Here is a 17,905-nt window from a genome sequence, read left to right as displayed (position 1 = left end):
AAATAGTGTAAAAAAATCAAGAGGTGAATAGATTGGAAACTATCAAAATCATTCCTCTCGGTGGTGTACGTGAAAACGGAAAAAATATGTACATTGCTGAAGTTGGAGAGGATATATTTGTTCTGGATTGCGGTGTCCGTTATCCAGAAAACGAGTTATTGGGAATCGATACGGTCATTCCTGATTTCACGTATCTAGAAGAAAACGCAGATCGCGTAGCGGGGGTCTTTTTGACTCATGGACATGCCGACGCCATTGGGGCGCTGCCCTATTTCTTGGAGAATGTTCCAGTTCCGGTGTTTGGAACAGAGCTAACGATCGAATTGGCAAAATTGACCGTAGCAAAAAACGAAGCAACAAAGAAATTCAAAGATTTCCATATCATTGATGAACATTCAGAAATCGATTTTGGTCATGCAACCATCAGCTTTTTCCGGACAACGCATTCGATTCCTGATTCTGTCGGAATCAGCGTCAAAACCAGCGCTGGAAATATCGTCTATACAGGGGATTTCAAATTTGATCAAACAGCTATCCCAATGTATCAAACGGATTTCGGACGTTTGGCAGAGATCGGTAAAGAAGGCGTTCTGGCATTGCTGAGCACCTCAACAAATGCAGAAAACCCAGCACCGATTGCTTCTGAATTGACGATTCAAGATGAAGTGTTTGACAACATTCGCTATTGGGAAGGTCGGATCATTGTCGCAAGTGTAGCCAGCAATCTGCAGAGGGTTCAACAAGTGCTGGATGCAGCATATCGTTCCGGACGAAAAGTAGTTTTGACTGGTCAGGACTTTGGACGGATCATCCGCACTGCGATGAAGTTGGGTAAACTAAAATTACCAGCAGAGGATTTGCTGATCACCCAAAAAGAAATGAAAAAGTATGCCAATGAGCAATTGCTTATTCTAGAGACTGGCCGTATGGGTGAACCGATCAAAGCATTGCAGAAAATGGCGAACGGAACACATCGTACATTACGGATTCAAGAAGGGGATCTCGTTTATATTACGACGACGCCTACGACAGCTATGGAAACGGTCGTTGCCAAAACGGAAGATATCATTTACCGAGCGGGTGGAACCGTGAAGCAAATTTCAGATAATTTTCGTGTTTCCGGTCATGCGAATCCGAATGATCTGCAATTGATGCTGAATTTAATGAAGCCAACGTATTTCCTACCAATCCAAGGAGAATATCGTCAGTTGGCAGCACATGTGGACTTGGCTCATGAAGTGGGCATTCCGTTGAAGAATATTTTCATTACCGCACGCGGGGATGTTTTAGAATACAAAAAAGGCGAAATGCATTCAGCTGGTGCTGTACCAGCTGAGAATGTCATGATCGATGGGATCGGTGTCGGTGATATCGGCAATATTGTTTTACGCGATCGTAAAGTCTTATCTGAAGACGGTATTTTCGTCGCAGTCGTAACGATCAACCGTCGCGAAAAGAAAATCATTGCAGCACCGCAAATCACTTCCCGCGGCTTTGTTTATGTCAAAGCAAGTCGTGATTTGATTCGGGAAAGTGGTGAGATCGTTGCAGAGATCGTTGAAAAACATTTGCATGATGAAGAGTTTGAATGGAGTAAATTGAAACAAGACATTCGAGATCGCTTAAGCCGCTTCTTGTTTGAACAGACAAAACGCCGACCAGTGATCTTGCCTGTGATCATGGAATCCAGTCAAAGAAATCGATCACGCAAATAAAACATCCAGAAAACTAGGACGCCAGCTACAAACGTCCTAGTTTTTGCTTTGATTTTTGTGGTGTCTCTTTAGATACATAGCGCAGAAATACGAGAACATTGTCCGATCGATAATATCTAGGTCTTCATTGACAGGGTGTTGTCTAAAGCAAGTGTTCCAATAACCAAACATTGAAATTGCTCCTGTTTTCCGGTGCGGATTGGTGGGGTCTCTCAAGGCGTGTCAGTTATTTTTGTTAGTCTGGCTAATTTGACTTGTCCGAATGCTGGAGTGATGTCTGGATAAAAAACAATTCCACGAAGAAACTCGTGTTAAAAGAAAATTGATTGGATCGAAAGGATGGTTTTGAGTGAAAAGTTATCAAGAAGATACGCTTGTCCAGCAGAGAAAATGGTGGATCTTGATTGCTGTTGCGATGTTCACGTTTATGTCTACATTAGACGGCAGCATCGTGAATATTGCGTTGCCGACGATATCGGCAAATATGTCCGTACCCATGAACCAAGCGGAATGGGTCGTGTCGGTTTATTTGATGGTGGTTTGTGCTTGTTTGTTGCTATTTGGTAAGATTGGCGATAGTTGGGGGAAAATCAAGGTCTTTCGTCTCGGCATGTTGATTTTTACCATCGGTTCTTTATTGTGCGGGTTCAACCATTCGTTGGCTTTTTTGCTCTTTGCACGAGTCGTCCAAGCGATCGGTGCAAGTATGACGATGGCAACAAATACTGGAATCATTACGGAAGTATTTCCTATTAGTGAGCGAGGACGGGCACTGGGGATGATCGGCGCTTTCGTGTCGCTAGGATCAATTGCTGGTCCAGGACTAGGCGGGATCATATTGTCTCATTTTTCATGGCCTTATATTTTTTGGATCAATGTTCCTGTCGGAATTCTGACTATGATTGCCGGGGAGAAAATTTTACCCAAAGATATCACCATGAGCCGCAACTCCATCGATAAAAGTGGATTTGGTCTATTCTCTGTGGCGATCTTGACCTTTTTCGGTGGAATTTTCATCGGTCAGGAGCAAGGCTTCTTGACATGGTTGCCATTAGTATTGATTTTCGTTGCAATCATTGCTTTTATTGCTTTTATTCAAGTAGAAAAACGGGTGGCGATGCCGCTGATTACTTTCAGCATTTTCCGAAATAAAATTTTTACGTTAAGTTTGTTTACGGCACTTCTGATCTTTTCTGCTAATTTTTTTGTTAATGTCGTGATTCCATTTTATCTGCAAAATGCCCGTGGGTTGACTCCAAGTGTAGCCGGGATGTTGATGATGGTCTTTCCTTTGATGATGGTTATCGGATCGCCTATCAGCGGTTATTTGACAGACCAAGTCGGTCCAGAAATCTTGGTGTTGATTGGCTTGGCCTTACTATCGATTACCCAACTGATGTACATGTTTATGAACCAGCATACACCTATTTGGTATTATGTGGTGGCTACAGCAATCATGGGATTAGGAAATTCCTTGTTCCAATCGCCGAATAATACCATGGTCATGAGCAGCGTGACCAAAGAAAATTTGGGAGTGGCCGGTAGCTTGAACTCTTTTGCTCGTAATCTAGGCATGGTGCTAGGGATTGCAATGTCCACAACGATTCTATATTCTGCGATGAGCAGTGCCTATGGTCAGCATGTGACGACATATATCAATGGACGACCAGATATCTTCAATTATGGAATGAAAGTTACTTTCTTCGGTGCGTTTCTTTTATGTGCTGTGGCCCTATTGATGACTATGTGGCGTATCAAAAAACAAGGTGGCTTCCAGAAACATTCTCTGTAAGCTGCGAACCTAAAAAAACTGTTCTAGTTCTTTTTTCTGAAGACTAGAACAGTTTTTTTGTGATTTCTTGACTAAGAGAAGAATAACGTCATGAATGAAATGGATACACCGAATTGATTGTTTGGAATTTTGTATTAGTCTGTTATAATAGAAAATATTAGTCTGTATTACTTATGAATAGGAAAGGGGTAATTGTTGTGAAGATTACTTTTCATGGACACGCGGTTCTTTCGATCGAGTTGGAAGATGGACAAAAGTTGTTGTTTGACCCTTTTATAAATGGAAACGCTATGACTGATCTGGATGCAGAAACAGTTGATCCAGACTGGCTGCTGATCACTCATGGGCACAGCGACCATGTAGGAGATATGGTGGCGATTGCCAAACGTACAGAAGCACCTATTATCAGTGTAGTGGAAGTTTGTCAGTATGCAACAAGTAAGGGAGTAACGAAGACTCACGGTATGAATATCGGTGGCTCATATACTTTTCCCTTTGGCAAGGTACGGTTCGTTCAAGCTCAGCACAGTTCCGGTCTGGAAGAAGACGGCAAGATGATCTATATGGGAAACCCAGCGGGAATCATTTTAGAAGCGGAAGGCAAAACAATATATCACGCGGGGGATACAGCCCTCTTTGGTGATATGGCACTGATTGGCGAACAATTTGCGATCGATGTGGCTTTCTTGCCGATTGGTGATAACTTCACTATGGGACCTAAAGATGCAGCCGCAGCTGCCCACTTATTGAAAGCAAAAAAAGTTGTACCAGTTCACTACAACACATTCCCACTGATCAAACAAGATCCCGCCGCTTTTATCGACTTGCTGCCTGAGGGAGTAGGCACCGTTTTGGCTGTGGGAGAATCGATTGATTGTTGACCGTCTGATTGACGGATTTTATTAACTAGGAGAAAATTATGGCGACGAAACATGACTTGATTTTAGCGCATATCGAAAGTTTGCCGGTAGGAGACCGTATTTCAGTACGGGGAATCGCAAAGGATTTAGGTGTCAGTGAAGGAACCGCCTATCGGGCAATCAAAGATGCAGAAAATATCGGTCTGGTCTCTACCATTCAACGGGTAGGAACCATTAGGATCGAGCGTAAGTTAAAAAAACATATTGAAAAATTGACCTTTGGAGAAGTCGTACAAATCATTGAAGGAGAGGTTCTAGGAGGCGCAGCCGGTCTAGATAAGGACTTGAATAAGTTTGTTATCGGTGCGATGAAAGAATCAGCAATGGAACGATATATCACCCCGGGATCGCTCGTGATCGTAGGGAATCGAAATGAAGTTCACCAATTAGCATTAGAAGATGGTGCTGCTGTCTTGATCACTGGTGGGTTTGAAACATCAGAAGAAAACTGTCGTTTGGCCGATAAGCTGGAACTGCCAATATTGCAGACGACTTATGATACGTTTACCGTTGCAACGATGATCAACCGGGCATTGAGTGACCAGCTGATCAAAAAAGATATTATGCTCGTTAGCGATATCTATATGCCGCTGGAAAAAACAAAGTATCTGCATACGTTTGACACTGTCAAAGACTATAAACGTCTTTCAGAAGAAACCAATCATTCTCGCTATCCGGTAGTTAACAAGAACATGCGCGTGGTTGGGATCATTACGGCAAAAGATGTTTTGGAAAAACCCGATACGCAAATCATTGAACGAATCATGACTCGTGAACCGCGAGTCGTGAAAAAAGAGATGAGTGTTGCTTCTGCCAGTCATCAAATGATTTGGGATGGCTTGGAAGTGATGCCAGTAGTAGCAGATGACTTATCTTTGATCGGAATCGTGACTCGGCAAGACATTATGAAGGCGATGCAACTAGTCCAAAGACAGACCCAGATTTCCGATACGATCTCTGATCAGATTTCTGGTCAGATCCAAATCATTGAACAAGATTTTGAAGGCAATAAATTGGCACAGCCAAACTTTCGTTTCGCTGTGACTCCACAAATGGTCAATGAAGTAGGAACGATTTCTTTTGGTGTGCTCAGTGAAGTGATCGCCAATGCTGCCAAACGAACGATGCAAGTCAATCAGCGGCGAAACAGCTGGATCGAACAAGTGAATCTACACTATTTCCGCTTGATCCAATTAGAAAGTGAGATCATTATTCAGCCCAAAATTTTGGAGCTGGGGCGCCGATCTGCTAAGATCGATATTGAAGTCTATATCGAAAATTCCATGGTAGCTAAAGCAATTGTCGTCTGCCAAGTAATGGAGCGCCCTTAATTCGAACAGCAGTCATCAGATAAATGCTTAGAAAATGGAGATATGCAATGAACGTACAAGAGGAAATATTGACAGCAATTAAGGAATATCAGACAATTATTATTCACCGCCATCAGCGACCTGATCCGGATGCACTAGGGTCACAAGTTGGATTGGCAGAAATTTTACGAGCTAGTTTTCCTGAAAAAGCGATCTATCAAGTGGGAGGGCCTGTTGAAGGGCTAGACTACTTAGCAGAAATGCAGGAGATTTCGGATGAAGTCTACAAAAATGCCTTAGTGATCGTGACCGATACCGCCAATTCACCAAGAGTCAGTGATCAGCGCTATGCCAATGGTGCAAAATTGATCAAAATCGATCACCATCCTAATGACGAACCTTATGGAGATTTGGTCTGGGTGGATACTACTGCTAGCAGCTGCAGTGAAATGATTACGGCATTCTGGAAAATGTTCGCTGAAGAACTTACTATGTCGCAAGAAGCTGCGCGCCTGCTTTATGCCGGAATCGTAGGGGATACGGGTCGTTTCCTGTACCCAGCAACGACCTCCGCGACATTGCGTTACGCAGCTGATTTGTTGGATTATGGTTTTGATGCACCAAAAATCAATCGTGAGATTGATCAGGTTTCGAGAGCAGTGGCTCGTCTTTCCGGCTATGTCTTTGAAAATTTAGAAGTTGATTCACTAGGAGCTGGCAAAGTGATTCTGACAAATGAGATTCAACAGCGTTTTGGCGTTGTTGATTCAGAAACATCTGCTATCGTGTCCTTACCAGGGAAGATTGAAGATGTCTTAGCATGGGCAATTTTTGTTGAGCAGCCAGAAGGCTATTATCGGGTCCGGATGCGTTCGAAAGGACCTGTGATCAATGAGATCGCCAAACGTCATCATGGTGGCGGACATCCGCTTGCCAGCGGAGCGAATGCAGCGGATCTGGAAGAAGTGGCAGCCATCTATCAAGAAATCCAGACCGCAGTTTCAGCTTTTCGAGAACAAGCATAGACTTTATTCGTCGTGATCAGTGTTCTTTTGCAGAAGAAAAAACCAACAGCGAGGAATCTTAGGACTTGCTAGGGGAATGATCGGTGAGTTTTTGATTGTAGTAAATAACTGTAGTAAAAAATTACGCAAATAAAAAAAGCGTATGACTCGCGGGTCATACGCTTTTTTGCAAGTTGCAACAGGCGAGATCAGCCCCGCAAGTCGTCAAGAAACTCGGTTTTACTAGCCGTCTTTTCATCTTTCATCTTGATGACTTTAGCCGGGGAACCAGCAACTACAGCCCCTGCCGGTACATCTTCTGTGACTACAGATCCAGCAGCAACCACAGCACCTTCACCGACACGAACACCTTCAAGGACTACGGCATTGGCGCCGATCAACACATGATCTTCGATAATCACTGGGCTAGCTGAAGGTGGCTCTAAGACACCAGCTAAAACAGCCCCAGCTCCGATATGGGCTTTTTTACCGACAGTAGCCCGGGCGCCTAAAATCGCCCCCATATCGATCATTGTTTCTTCGCCGACAACGGCACCAATATTGATGACCGCTCCCATCATGATGACCGCATTCTTCTCAATGATTGCTTGATCACGAATGAAAGCCCCTGGTTCGATCCGAGCATCGACTGTTGTTAAGTCCAACAGAGGGATCGCAGAATTCCGACGGTCATTTTCTAAATAGAAATCAGTGATTTTATCTTGATTGGCCGTTAGAAAATCAGCTACTTCTTGACTGTCTCCAACAATAAAGTAAAAGGAGCCAGCCCCAAAAATTTTCAGTGTCTCGGAAGAACAGGTAGATAGATCACCATTCAAATAGACTTTGACTGGGGTCTGCTTATTGGCTTCTTTGATGTATTTGGCTAATTGATAAGGATCAGAAAATTGTAATTCAGTCATACGTTACCACCTTTACTTGTCAAGTAGATTTTCCATGTCATATAGTCCAGCAGGTTGTTGTGCAAGATATTCGGCAGCCTTCAACGCACCATTGGCAAAAATATCCCGTGATAATGCGGTATGTTTCAGCTCAATGATCTCGTCTGCTCCTGCATAGATCACCGTGTGTTCGCCCGGGATCGTGCCACCGCGAACAGCGTGAATACCTAATTGTTTTCGATCATTGGTCAGATCGTTGCCAGAACGGCCATAAAGATATTCTTTTGGTTCTTGACAACTTTCATTGATGCTGTCTGCCAGTAACAATGCAGTTCCGCTTGGCGCATCGATTTTTTGATTGTGATGTTTTTCAATGATTTCAATATCGAAATCTGCTTCCAAAGGTGGGGTGATCGCTTTTAGGGCTTTGATCAATACATTGATCCCCACGGACATATTCGCAGAATAAAAAACAGGAATCTTTTGAGCAGCGGCGACCATTTTTTCTTGGGTTGCTTGACTTAAACCAGTCGTAGCCACAACGATGGGCAGTTGGTTGGCAACACAGAAGTCAAGGAGGCCTGCTACATTGCTATGATGTGAAAAATCGATCACCAAATCAACAGGTTCTTTGACTGCTTCTGGTGCAGAATAGATTGGAAAGTCGCCAGTTGCTTCCGTGTGACGGTCTAATCCAGCACTGATCACAAATTCAGCATGTCCAGCAATCATGTGCTGCAAAACTTTTCCCATTCGACCATTGGCACCGCTCAATAAAATATGTCTCACTTGATTGCCTCCTTATAAAAGCCCATAAGCGGACATTTCTTTTTTTAGACGGTTGATTGTTTCTTTCTCAGGCGGTCCTAATGGCAACCGATAGTGCAAGTCAGACTTTCCTAATAAGGAAACTGCCGCTTTGATGGGCACTGGATTGACTTCACTAAAAATCGCATCGATCAAAGGTTTTTGTCGTAACTGCTCCTGAATCGCTGCTTGAATATTTCCAGAAAGAAAATCTGCCACCAAAGTCGCTGTTTGTTTAGGGGCAATATTACCGATCGTCGAAATCACACCAGAACCGCCTAATGCTAAGATTGGTGTGACTTGATCATCATTGCCGGAATAGAGAGAAAATTCATCATCCACTAGTTGCGCGATAGACGCAATTTGTGAGATATCTCCACTGGCCTCTTTGATTCCTTTGACATTCGGAATCTCTTTTAATTCAGCAACCATGTCGTAAGTCAAGTTCATTCCTGTTCTTGATGCGACCGAATATAAGATGACAGGCAGTTCAACGCTTTGACAAATTGCCTTGTAATGAGTAACCAAACTCTTTTTTGTTGCTTTGTTGTAATAAGGGGTTACAACCAATAATGCGTCGGCACCGACACGCTCTGCTTCTTGGGAAAGATGGATCCCATGTTGCGTATTGTTTGAACCAGTGCCACCGATCACAGGAATGCGGCCCGCAGCCTGCTTGACAACCGCCTCGATAACAGCAATGTGTTCTTCATCGTTCAATGTTGAGGCTTCACCGGTCGTTCCACAAGCGATCAATGCATCGCTACCTTGCTGGATATGCCACTCAACCAGTGACTTCAACTTGTCGAAATCCACCGAACCATCATGAAACATCGGGGTGATCAATGCAACGCCAGAACCTTTAAAAATCGTCAAACTACTCCACATCCTTTCAACCTTTTTATTCTTTCTCTAATTGTACTAAAAATCAAAAAATTTTGATTATTTATACTATAGATTATTCGAATTATATACTATAATATTATCCAATATCAATGAAAATGTGGATATCCATACATTTTCAGCCGATATTGCTGATCAAATGAAAGAAAGGTGCCCACGAATGCAATTATCTCAAGCAGTAATGAAATTAACCGAAGACGTGGTTCGTTTTCGACGGGAACTACATAAGATTCCCGAGTTAGGATTAGAAGAATTCAAAACGAAGGAATATTTGCTTAAACAGTTGCAGTCTTTCGGGATCAAAGAAATTTATCCGGTTCTGGATACCGGATTGATCGCTGTTTTTCGCAGTGAAAAACCAGGGAAGACGTTAGCATTCCGCACGGATATCGATGCATTGCCTATCAAGGAAGAAACGAATGCTCCTTTTGCCTCGCAACATCTCGGCAAAATGCATGCTTGTGGACATGATGGACATATGGCGACGCTTTTAGGTTTTGCAAAGTACTTATCCGATTACCCGGAAGCTGTTCGCGGGACCATTGTGTTGATTTTTCAGCCAGCAGAAGAAGGCCCTGGTGGTGCGCAGCTAATGATTGATGAAGGAATCTTAACCGATTTTGCGATTGATCAGATTATCGGTCTGCATGTTTTTCCAGACTATCCTGAAGGTGTGATTGCTTGCCGCAAGGGACCAATGATGGCTCGAAATGGCGAGATCACGATTCGAGTCCTGGGAGAAAGTGCTCACGGGGCCCAACCTCATCAAGGCAGCGATGCGATCTTAGCGGCAGCTGCGGTCATTCAAGGTCTCCATGCAATCGTTTCTCGCAACATTAGTCCATTGTCTTCGGCCGTCATTACATTCGGCAAGATTCGCGGAGGAGATGCAGAAAATATTATTCCCGGAGAAGTCGTGTTGAACGGAACGATGCGGGCTTTTGAAGATGGGGTCTATGAAACATTGACGCAACGAGTAAAATTGGCGGCTGAAGAGATTGCTAAAGGGTATGGCTGTTCAGCAGAAGTTTCTTTCGAACACTTGTATCGGGTGGTAGACAATGATCCAGACATGGTAGATGCTGTTCGGGATGTTGCTGGCGACAGTTATATCGAGACACCGCCGTACATGTTAGCGGAAGATTTCTCCATGTACCAAAAAGAGATCCCTGGTGTCTTTTTCTTTGTCGGGACTCGGGATGAAGAAAAAGGGTATACCTATCCGCTGCACAGCAGCAAGATGAATTTTGATGAGAAAGTCTTATTAGGAGGCATTGAGTGCTACCTGCGATTGATTGAAAGATTGAATCAGAGTCAGGTACTAAGAGAGGAGCGCAGTAATGATCAAAGAGATTAAAGACAATCACCTGTTTTGGGATGGATGCGATACAGTGGCATTAGCAAAAGAATTTGGCACACCCTTGTACGTTTTTTCGGTGACCGAGATTCGCACTCAATGTCGTGCTATTCGCGAGGAATTTCTGTCTCGCTATGAAAACACCCGAGCTGCCTATGCTTCGAAAGCCTTCAATACACTAGCCATGCTGCGGTTGATTGATGAGGAAGGCCTGTCTTTGGATGTTGTTAGTGGCGGTGAACTATACACAGCCATCCAAGCAGGATTTCCAGCGGAACAAATCGAATTCAATGGCAACAATAAATCTATTGATGAATTGGCATTAGCGATCGATTATGGTGTAGGTCGGATCATTGTCGATGGCAGTCAGGAGATCGGTTTGATTCGAGCGCTATGTCAAGAGAAACAGCGGAAAGCAAAAGTGATGTTCCGAATCACACCAGAAGTGAATGTCCAGACCCATGCGTTTATTTCAACTGGACAGAAAGATTCGAAATTTGGGATCCCATTGGATGAAGAGATTTTATTTCCTTTGATTGAAGAAGTGATTGACGCACCGGAAATCGATTTTTATGGGTTGCATTTCCACATCGGAAGTCAATTGTCTGACAATCATTCCCATATTGCTGCGACAGAGGCTGCGCTAGCATTAGTTCTAGAAATCCATCATCGATTTGACTATACTGTTAAAGAGTTGAATGTTGGCGGCGGATTTGGTGTCCGCTATACGGAAAAGGATATTCGTCAACCCTATTCTTACTTTTTGGACCCGGTGATGGCGACGATTGAAACGTTTTGCCAAGCGCATCAGCTCCAACGTCCGACTGTGGTGATCGAGCCTGGGCGTAGTATTGTAGCGGAAGCAGGTATCAGTCTGCATACTATTGGTACGATCAAGACATTGCCACAGATTCGAACCTATGCCAGTATTGATGGCGGCATGACAGATAACATTCGTCCCGGTCTTTATCAAGCTGAATATACGGGGATTCTAGCCAATCGGGCAGCAGAAGCTGCCACAGAGACAGTTACGATTTCTGGCAAGGCTTGTGAAAGCACGGATATCTTAGTCAAAGATCTGCAATTACCCAAAGTAGAGACGGGAGATCTTTTTGCGACTTTTGCGACGGGAGCATATGGTTATTCAATGGCTAGCAATTACAATAAACTTGCGATTCCAGCGGTAGTTTTTGTTGAAAAGGGGCACGCGGAATTGGTGGTTGAACGTCAGACTTTCCAGCAGTTGATTCAAAATGAACGTATCCCTTCGTTTTTGATGAAAGAATAAAAAAAAGCAGGTGAAATCATGGAAATCGTTTATACCAAGATGCAAGGTGCCGGAAATGATTTTATTGTGATCGACAATCGTCGCTATAATTTTTCTTCGAAACAGTTGGCTAAGTTAGCGGCTCAAGTTTGTCAGCGGAAATTTTCAATCGGCGCAGATGCGTTGATGGCTGTCGATCATCCCGAAGGAACGGGAGATTTCCGCATGCGTTTTTATAATGCGGATGGTACGGAAGCGGAAATGTGTGGCAATGGTGCACGCTGTATCGCTCGCTATGCTTATGAAAATAAGGTTGCTTCAGAAGCAATGGTGATCGAGACCGTTGCAGGACCTGTTCCTGCTTGGCGATTGGATCGGCAACAGTACAAAGTGACGTTAAATCCCCCCACCGTTGCGAAGTTTGACCAACCTTTCGCTGACAGAGAGGTTCCTGTCGTTGATTATATCGAGTTAGGTGATCCAGGAATCCCTCATGCGGTGGTGAAGTATCCCGGTCTGCAAGAAACATCCCTCGATGCATTGACAGATTTAGCACAACGGATTCGCTATTGGTCAGCATTTCCTAAAGGCGCCAATGTGAATTTCTACGATGCCGATTCAGCTGGGGAGCTCGTTGTCCGCACCTATGAACGGGGAGTCGAGGGCTTTACGTATGCTTGTGGGACCGGCTCTGGGGCAACTGCTTATGCGGTGGCGCGACGCCGGGAACAAACGCAAGCCAATCTTGTGCTGCATGTTTTAGGCGGAGAGCTGCGAGTCGAAGTTGCATCAGAGGAGCTCCAACTGATTGGGGATGCGATTTTTGTTTCTGAAGGGCGTATTTTAGACGAAAATCTATTTTTAGACTGAGGGTGGTCTTGCGACGGAATTATCCTGTTCATAGAATCATTTAGGCGACAGTTCTTATGGAAGCCTTATTCTTAGAAGCCATCTTTAGCTAGAACTGAGAAGATCATCAAATGCAATCGATAGAACTTAGTTTGTTCTATCGATTGCATTTTTTTGTGCAGGATATTGCAGGATAGTCAGAAATTTTGTATGCTACAGTTATATTTATTTTTTCACGATCGTGCTCGATCGTTGAATAAACACAGAATACATCACTATGAGGAGTAAGAATATGTCTCAAATTCCAAATTGTCCAGTTTGTCAATCCGCCTATGCATATGAGGATCGCGGCTTGTTTGTCTGCCCTGAATGTGGCAATGAATGGCAGGAAACAGAAGAAACTGCTGCTGTCGTCAAAGATGCCAACGGAAATGTTCTTCAGGATGGCGATGCCGTGACGGTCATCAAAGATTTGAAAGTCAAAGGTGCTTCTGGTGCCATCAAACAAGGAACCAAAGTCAAAAACATTCGTCTGGTAGAAGGGGATCACAATATCGACTGTAAAGTCGATGGTTTCGGTGCCATGAAATTGAAGGCAGAATTTGTAAAAAAACTTTAAAAACAGAATCTTCCATACCTCTTCATAATATTTTCATCCATTTAATGGTAAAATAAGGTCAAAGACGAAAGGGAGGGATTTCATCGTGTATGGAATCGGTGGATACGGTTTTGGTTGGTTTTATGATCCAACATTCATTTTAGTCATTATCGGGATGGTGATCTCGATGGCGGCTTCAGCATACGTTAAAAGCACGTTTAGCAAATACGATAAAATAAGCAGTAGAAACAATATCACCGGGACCAAGGCGGCTCAGTATATTTTGGAAAGCCAAGGCATCAACAATGTCGGCGTCCAAGCTATCGCAGGAGATTTGACTGATAATTATAATTCCGGCAACAAGATGCTAAGTCTATCTCAAGCAACTGCACAATCAACTTCTGTGGCAGCAATCGGAGTGGCAGCCCATGAATGCGGGCATGCTGTGCAAGATGCTAAAGGGTATCTCCCATTGCGTATCCGGCATGCGATCGTCCCAGTAGCTAATATTGGTTCCGCGGTGTCGATCCCGTTGATTTTGATCGGGGTTCTTTTGAGAGGGTCCTTCCTAATCAATCTGGGGATATTAGCATTCTCGTTAGCATTTATTTTCCAATTGGTGACGTTGCCAGTCGAATTTGATGCTTCAAGACGAGCGTTACGGATTTTAGCCGATGGCGGTCTCTTAACGGAAGAAGAAGTACCGCAGGCCCGTAAAGTATTGTTTGCTGCAGCCTTGACTTATGTGGCAGCTGCAGTTGCGACATTGCTGCAATTACTACGTTTGATTATTTTATTCGGCAATAACAATCGCCGCGACTAATGAAAAGAAGGAGACTTGAGAATGCTCAAGTTTCCTTTTTTTGAAATTGTCGTTATAATAAAAAGAAAAAGGTGGGGAATAAATGAAAAAAGAAACATGGCTGCGGTCGCTTTTTGCGTTGATCGGGGTAGCTATCATCGGTTTTGGCGCCTCCTTGCTTCGCGTAGGTGGCGTCGGGCTGGATCCGTATACAGCTGCCAATATTGGAACAGGTGAACGGTTAGGTCTTTCATTAGGTGTTTATCAATTAATGATCAATCTCGTTTTGTTGATCTTGATTTTCTTTTTTGGTCGTCGGCATATTGGGATCGGCACAGTGATCAATATGGTCTTGACGGGCTTTTTTATTGATTTTTATACGAAAATCTTTGAACTTTTCGCAGTTTCTCCGGAAGGTTGGCTGCAAAAAGGGCTCTTTTTAGTGATCGGTATTCTGTTCTTTACCTTTGGTGCTTCCTTCTATATGTCAGCAAAAGTGGGAAGTGCGCCTTATGATGCGATCGCACCGACGATCGTTGATCGAACGAAAGCGAATTATCGGGTCGTCAGAGTGATCCAAGATGTGGCTTTTGCGACACTCGGCTGGATCACAGGTGGACCGATCGGGATTGGGACATTTATCAGTGCCTTTCTAGTTGGTCCGCTGATCAAGTTCTGGGATGATTACGCCTCAGTGCCGTTCATCGAAAAGACCATCAAGAAATCTTTATTTAAATGAGCGCGGACCTATCGAAACAACAATGATAAGTAGCAGATGATAGATACCAGCAGTACAAAAAAACACTGTAGATATGCTATTGATCGATTTCAACGATACCTACAGCAATAACGAAAGACTGTGACAAAATCAGCAGTGAATGGGCAATGGATAGCGTAAATCGTTTTCGAACGAACGATCCTTTGCTGACCTATTTTAGGTTTGATTTCCTTCTGTTGATTTTTGTCACATTTTTTTCAAAATTGCCTGACGCTACTTGCACAATCGCTGAGCACTCGCTATGATAAGAGAGCTTAGGAGGGATCATCTTGAAATTACCAGCAGCATTCATTACCAAATATCAGCAGTTACTAGGAGCCGAAGCGGCGGCCTTTTTTACTGCTTTAGAAACAGGGCATCCAGTAAAAGGATTTCGCTTGAATCCGTTGAAGCCACAAGCCGTCTCGATGCTGGAAATGTTTGGACCGGATAAAAGTCCAGCACCATACGCAATGAACGCCTATATTGGAGAAGTCAAAGGGAAATCACTGCTTCATCAAGCGGGGTATGTCTACAGTCAGGAACCAAGCGCGATGATCGTTGCGACGATCGCAGATGCACAACCAGGAGAAAAAGTGCTCGATCTTTGTGCAGCGCCTGGAGGGAAAACCACGCAATTAGCAAGTCAGATGCAAGGCAAAGGTTTATTGGTTTCCAATGAGATTTTTACTAAACGCGCAAAAATCTTATCGGAAAACGTTGAACGATGGGGGATCAGTAATGTGGTGGTGACGAACCATGCGCCGCAAGAACTGACGCCGCATTTTCCACAATTTTTTGACAAAATCGTGGTGGATGCTCCTTGCTCAGGAGAAGGAATGTTCCGCAAAGATCCTGTGGCCATCGCGGAATGGCAAGCTGATTCGCCACTGCAGTGCGCTCAGCGCCAGAAGGAGATTTTGGCTGAAGCGGTTGCGATGTTAAAGCCTGGCGGACAGTTGATCTACTCTACTTGCACGTTTGCACCTGAAGAAAATGAAGCCATCATTGAATGGCTGGTCTCAGCATATCCTTTTTCCATTGAACCGATTGAATTGGAAAATGTGTCTCATGGACGCCACGATTGGGCACCGATGAACGACATTGAAAAGACGATTCGGTTATGGCCTCACAAAAATCAAGGGGAAGGTCATTTTGCCGCAAAGCTGACCTATCTTGGATCGGAGAACATAGCCAAACCAAAGAAAACCAAAAAAACCAAAAAAGCTTCTGGGATTGATTCTGTCACGCGATCACTTTGGCAATCTTTCCAAGAAAACTATCCATTTTTAAAAGAGACTGCTGCCGATATCCAGCTTTTTGGGGATCATCTGTGGTTAGTACCTAGTGAATTACCATCACTAAAAGGGGTTCGCGTATTACGTCCAGGGCTTCACGTAGGGACTGTGAAAAAGAATCGTATCGAACCGAGTTTTGCATTGGCAATGGCGATCAAAGAAAATGATGAAGCACCTTTCTTGTCAATTGAGTTAGCTCAGTGGCAGAAGTACGTGGCTGGTGAAACGATTACGGTGCCTGGAAATGAAGGCTGGGTCGTCTTGAAGGTGGCTGAGGTCCCGATTGGCTTCGGCAAACAAGTGCAAGGTGTGGTGAAAAACTTCTTCCCGAAAGGATTGCGGTTCACTCTGGAATAAACGAAATAGTATTTTTATTTGATCGGTCGTGCTATCATAGAAGTAGCAAATAAAGGGAGCTGATCGATATGAAAACATCAACAAAAGTAACGATTGGATTAAGTATTGCGGCAATTGCTGGCATCTCAACAGCAGTCGTTGTCTCAGACAAAGTCGTGAACAAAGTACGCTTCGCTTGCAACCGTCACAAAGTGAAAAAGTTTGTTGACGACAAATTTAATGGCAACGAAAAATTATTAGGTGTCGTCGATGATTTGACGGATAAAGATTTAGATGCATTGCTCGGCGTCATGAAGAAAGTCAAAGACAGCCGTCATAAAGTCTCGGTTTATGGAGATAACGTCAAAGATGCAACAGAGAATGTCAAAGACAAGTTGACTAGCTTTATTGATGCAGTCTTTTAAGCTAATATCTCCTTGGAGAAAATGCTGTTAGAAGCGGCCAGAAGATCGTTGAAAGAACCTGCCAGTGGTTGTCCTGCCATAGCAGTTGTTTGACTAGGCTTCATTTGGCGCTTCTTTTTGTTCAGAGAAAAGGAAAATAGGAATTGGGAGCCATAGCAACTGGAACAGGTACGGCTACTGAATGACTGCGTTAAAAAATTGCCAGAGCTTTTCTATAGAGTCAGTGTCAGCTTTCCATGTTTATCCCAATTGAGAATTGAAAGGAATCATTTTGAAGAAAGAAAGTACCCTCACACAAAGTGAAAAAGAATATTTTATGCGTGAAGCACTGAAAGAAGCGCAAAAAGCGGAAGCAATCGCCGAAGTCCCCATCGGGGCAGTTGTCGTCTTAGAGGGGCAAATTATTGGCCGAGGACACAACTTGCGGGAAAAACAGCAAGAGGCAACAGCTCATGCCGAAATGTTTGCCATCCAACAAGCCTGCCAAGCCATCGAAAGCTGGCGCTTAGAACAAGCGCAGCTATTTGTTACATTGGAGCCTTGTCCTATGTGTAGTGGTGCAATGATGCTGGCTCGTGTCGAAGAAGTTTACTTTGGCGCCTACGATCCAAAAGGCGGTGCTGCCGGTTCTTTGCTGAATCTGTTGGAAGATGAGCGTTTCAACCATTGGTCCTACGTAGAAGGCGGGATCTTGGAAGAAGCGTGCGGGCAAGTGCTAAAAGATTTTTTTCGGGCATTGCGCCAAAAGAAAAAACAAAAAAAGTCTGGTAATCTATAGAAAAATACGTTATACTAAATTTTGCCGAAAGGCTAGGACAATGGAGGTCTTGTGAAGCGTGTCAGATCCGGAAGGAAGCAGCACT

The 17,905-nt window shown here is 43.8% G+C and carries 17 protein-coding genes; 14 read left to right on the top strand and 3 right to left on the bottom strand.

All coding sequences use genetic code 11. The features are described 5' to 3' along the window. The first annotated feature begins 32 nt into the window (after positions 1–32). The 5 genes from EG2_RS00085 to EG2_RS00065 all read left to right on the top strand — a co-directional run bounded on the left by EG2_RS00085 (position 33) and on the right by EG2_RS00065 (position 6,762). Entirely contained in the window at positions 33–1,715 is a 1,683-nt protein-coding gene (locus EG2_RS00085) for a ribonuclease J (RefSeq protein WP_003128755.1), read from the top strand. 349 nt (positions 1,716–2,064) lie between these two features. After that, complete coding sequence (locus tag EG2_RS00080) at positions 2,065–3,507, top strand: MFS transporter (RefSeq protein ID WP_003128757.1); 1,443 nt, start codon at positions 2,065–2,067, stop codon at positions 3,505–3,507. A gap of 197 nt (positions 3,508–3,704) precedes the next feature. Continuing rightward, positions 3,705–4,388, top strand: a complete 684-nt coding sequence (locus EG2_RS00075) for a metal-dependent hydrolase (RefSeq protein ID WP_003128759.1) — start codon at positions 3,705–3,707, stop codon at positions 4,386–4,388. Between the two features lie 38 nt (positions 4,389–4,426). After that, on the top strand, positions 4,427–5,758 hold the full coding sequence (locus EG2_RS00070) for a DRTGG domain-containing protein (RefSeq protein ID WP_003128761.1): 1,332 nt from the start codon (positions 4,427–4,429) through the stop codon (positions 5,756–5,758). Between the two features lie 47 nt (positions 5,759–5,805). Beyond that, a complete protein-coding gene (locus tag EG2_RS00065) occupies positions 5,806–6,762 on the top strand; it encodes a DHH family phosphoesterase (RefSeq protein WP_003128762.1) in 957 nt (318 codons plus the stop codon). Positions 6,763–6,950: 188 nt separating this feature from the next. Here EG2_RS00065 and dapD read toward each other — a convergent pair whose 3' ends face one another. The 3 genes from dapD to dapA are packed head-to-tail and all read right to left on the bottom strand — an operon-like array spanning position 6,951 to position 9,326. Then, the gene (gene dapD / locus EG2_RS00060) at positions 6,951–7,664 is read right to left on the bottom strand and encodes a 2,3,4,5-tetrahydropyridine-2,6-dicarboxylate N-acetyltransferase (protein ID WP_003128763.1); all 714 of its coding nucleotides are present in this window, start codon (positions 7,662–7,664) and stop codon (positions 6,951–6,953) included. Positions 7,665–7,676: 12 nt separating this feature from the next. Then, positions 7,677–8,432, bottom strand: coding sequence for a 4-hydroxy-tetrahydrodipicolinate reductase (gene dapB, locus EG2_RS00055; protein ID WP_003128764.1), 756 nt, complete (start codon positions 8,430–8,432; stop codon positions 7,677–7,679). Positions 8,433–8,444: 12 nt separating this feature from the next. Beyond that, positions 8,445–9,326, bottom strand: coding sequence for a 4-hydroxy-tetrahydrodipicolinate synthase (dapA, locus tag EG2_RS00050; RefSeq protein WP_021149191.1), 882 nt, complete (start codon positions 9,324–9,326; stop codon positions 8,445–8,447). 187 nt (positions 9,327–9,513) lie between these two features. On the opposite strand from dapA, the gene EG2_RS00045 reads away from it, so the two are divergent. The 9 genes from EG2_RS00045 (at position 9,514) to tadA (ending at position 17,820) form a co-directional block, all read left to right on the top strand. Then, positions 9,514–10,710, top strand: a complete 1,197-nt coding sequence (locus EG2_RS00045; protein ID WP_005472632.1) for a M20 metallopeptidase family protein — start codon at positions 9,514–9,516, stop codon at positions 10,708–10,710. Beyond that, a complete protein-coding gene (gene lysA, locus EG2_RS00040; protein ID WP_003128767.1) occupies positions 10,694–11,998 on the top strand; it encodes a diaminopimelate decarboxylase in 1,305 nt (434 codons plus the stop codon). The genes EG2_RS00045 and lysA overlap by 17 nt, the downstream gene beginning before the upstream one ends. Positions 11,999–12,016: 18 nt before the next feature. Next, positions 12,017–12,847 (top strand): diaminopimelate epimerase, encoded by an 831-nt coding sequence (dapF, locus tag EG2_RS00035; protein WP_003128768.1) that lies wholly within the window; start codon positions 12,017–12,019, stop codon positions 12,845–12,847. Between the two features lie 271 nt (positions 12,848–13,118). After that, complete coding sequence (locus EG2_RS00030; protein ID WP_005472630.1) at positions 13,119–13,445, top strand: zinc ribbon domain-containing protein YjdM; 327 nt, start codon at positions 13,119–13,121, stop codon at positions 13,443–13,445. An 85-nt stretch (positions 13,446–13,530) separates the two neighbouring features. Further along, the gene (locus EG2_RS00025; protein ID WP_003128772.1) at positions 13,531–14,247 is read left to right on the top strand and encodes a zinc metallopeptidase; all 717 of its coding nucleotides are present in this window, start codon (positions 13,531–13,533) and stop codon (positions 14,245–14,247) included. 82 nt (positions 14,248–14,329) lie between these two features. Further along, positions 14,330–14,965 (top strand): YczE/YyaS/YitT family protein, encoded by a 636-nt coding sequence (locus EG2_RS00020; RefSeq protein WP_003128773.1) that lies wholly within the window; start codon positions 14,330–14,332, stop codon positions 14,963–14,965. A gap of 308 nt (positions 14,966–15,273) precedes the next feature. Then, the gene (locus EG2_RS00015) at positions 15,274–16,638 is read left to right on the top strand and encodes an RsmB/NOP family class I SAM-dependent RNA methyltransferase (protein WP_003128775.1); all 1,365 of its coding nucleotides are present in this window, start codon (positions 15,274–15,276) and stop codon (positions 16,636–16,638) included. Positions 16,639–16,706: 68 nt separating this feature from the next. Next, complete coding sequence (locus EG2_RS00010) at positions 16,707–17,042, top strand: hypothetical protein (RefSeq protein WP_003128776.1); 336 nt, start codon at positions 16,707–16,709, stop codon at positions 17,040–17,042. A gap of 271 nt (positions 17,043–17,313) precedes the next feature. Then, positions 17,314–17,820 (top strand): tRNA adenosine(34) deaminase TadA, encoded by a 507-nt coding sequence (gene tadA, locus EG2_RS00005; RefSeq protein WP_005472626.1) that lies wholly within the window; start codon positions 17,314–17,316, stop codon positions 17,818–17,820. The last annotated feature ends 85 nt before the right edge of the window (positions 17,821–17,905 follow it).

Origin of the sequence: Enterococcus gallinarum NBRC 100675 (assembly GCF_001544275.1) — a bacterium.
Taxonomy (GTDB): Bacteria; Bacillota; Bacilli; order Lactobacillales; family Enterococcaceae; genus Enterococcus_D; species Enterococcus_D gallinarum.
This window is presented reverse-complemented; position numbering and strand designations above follow the sequence as displayed.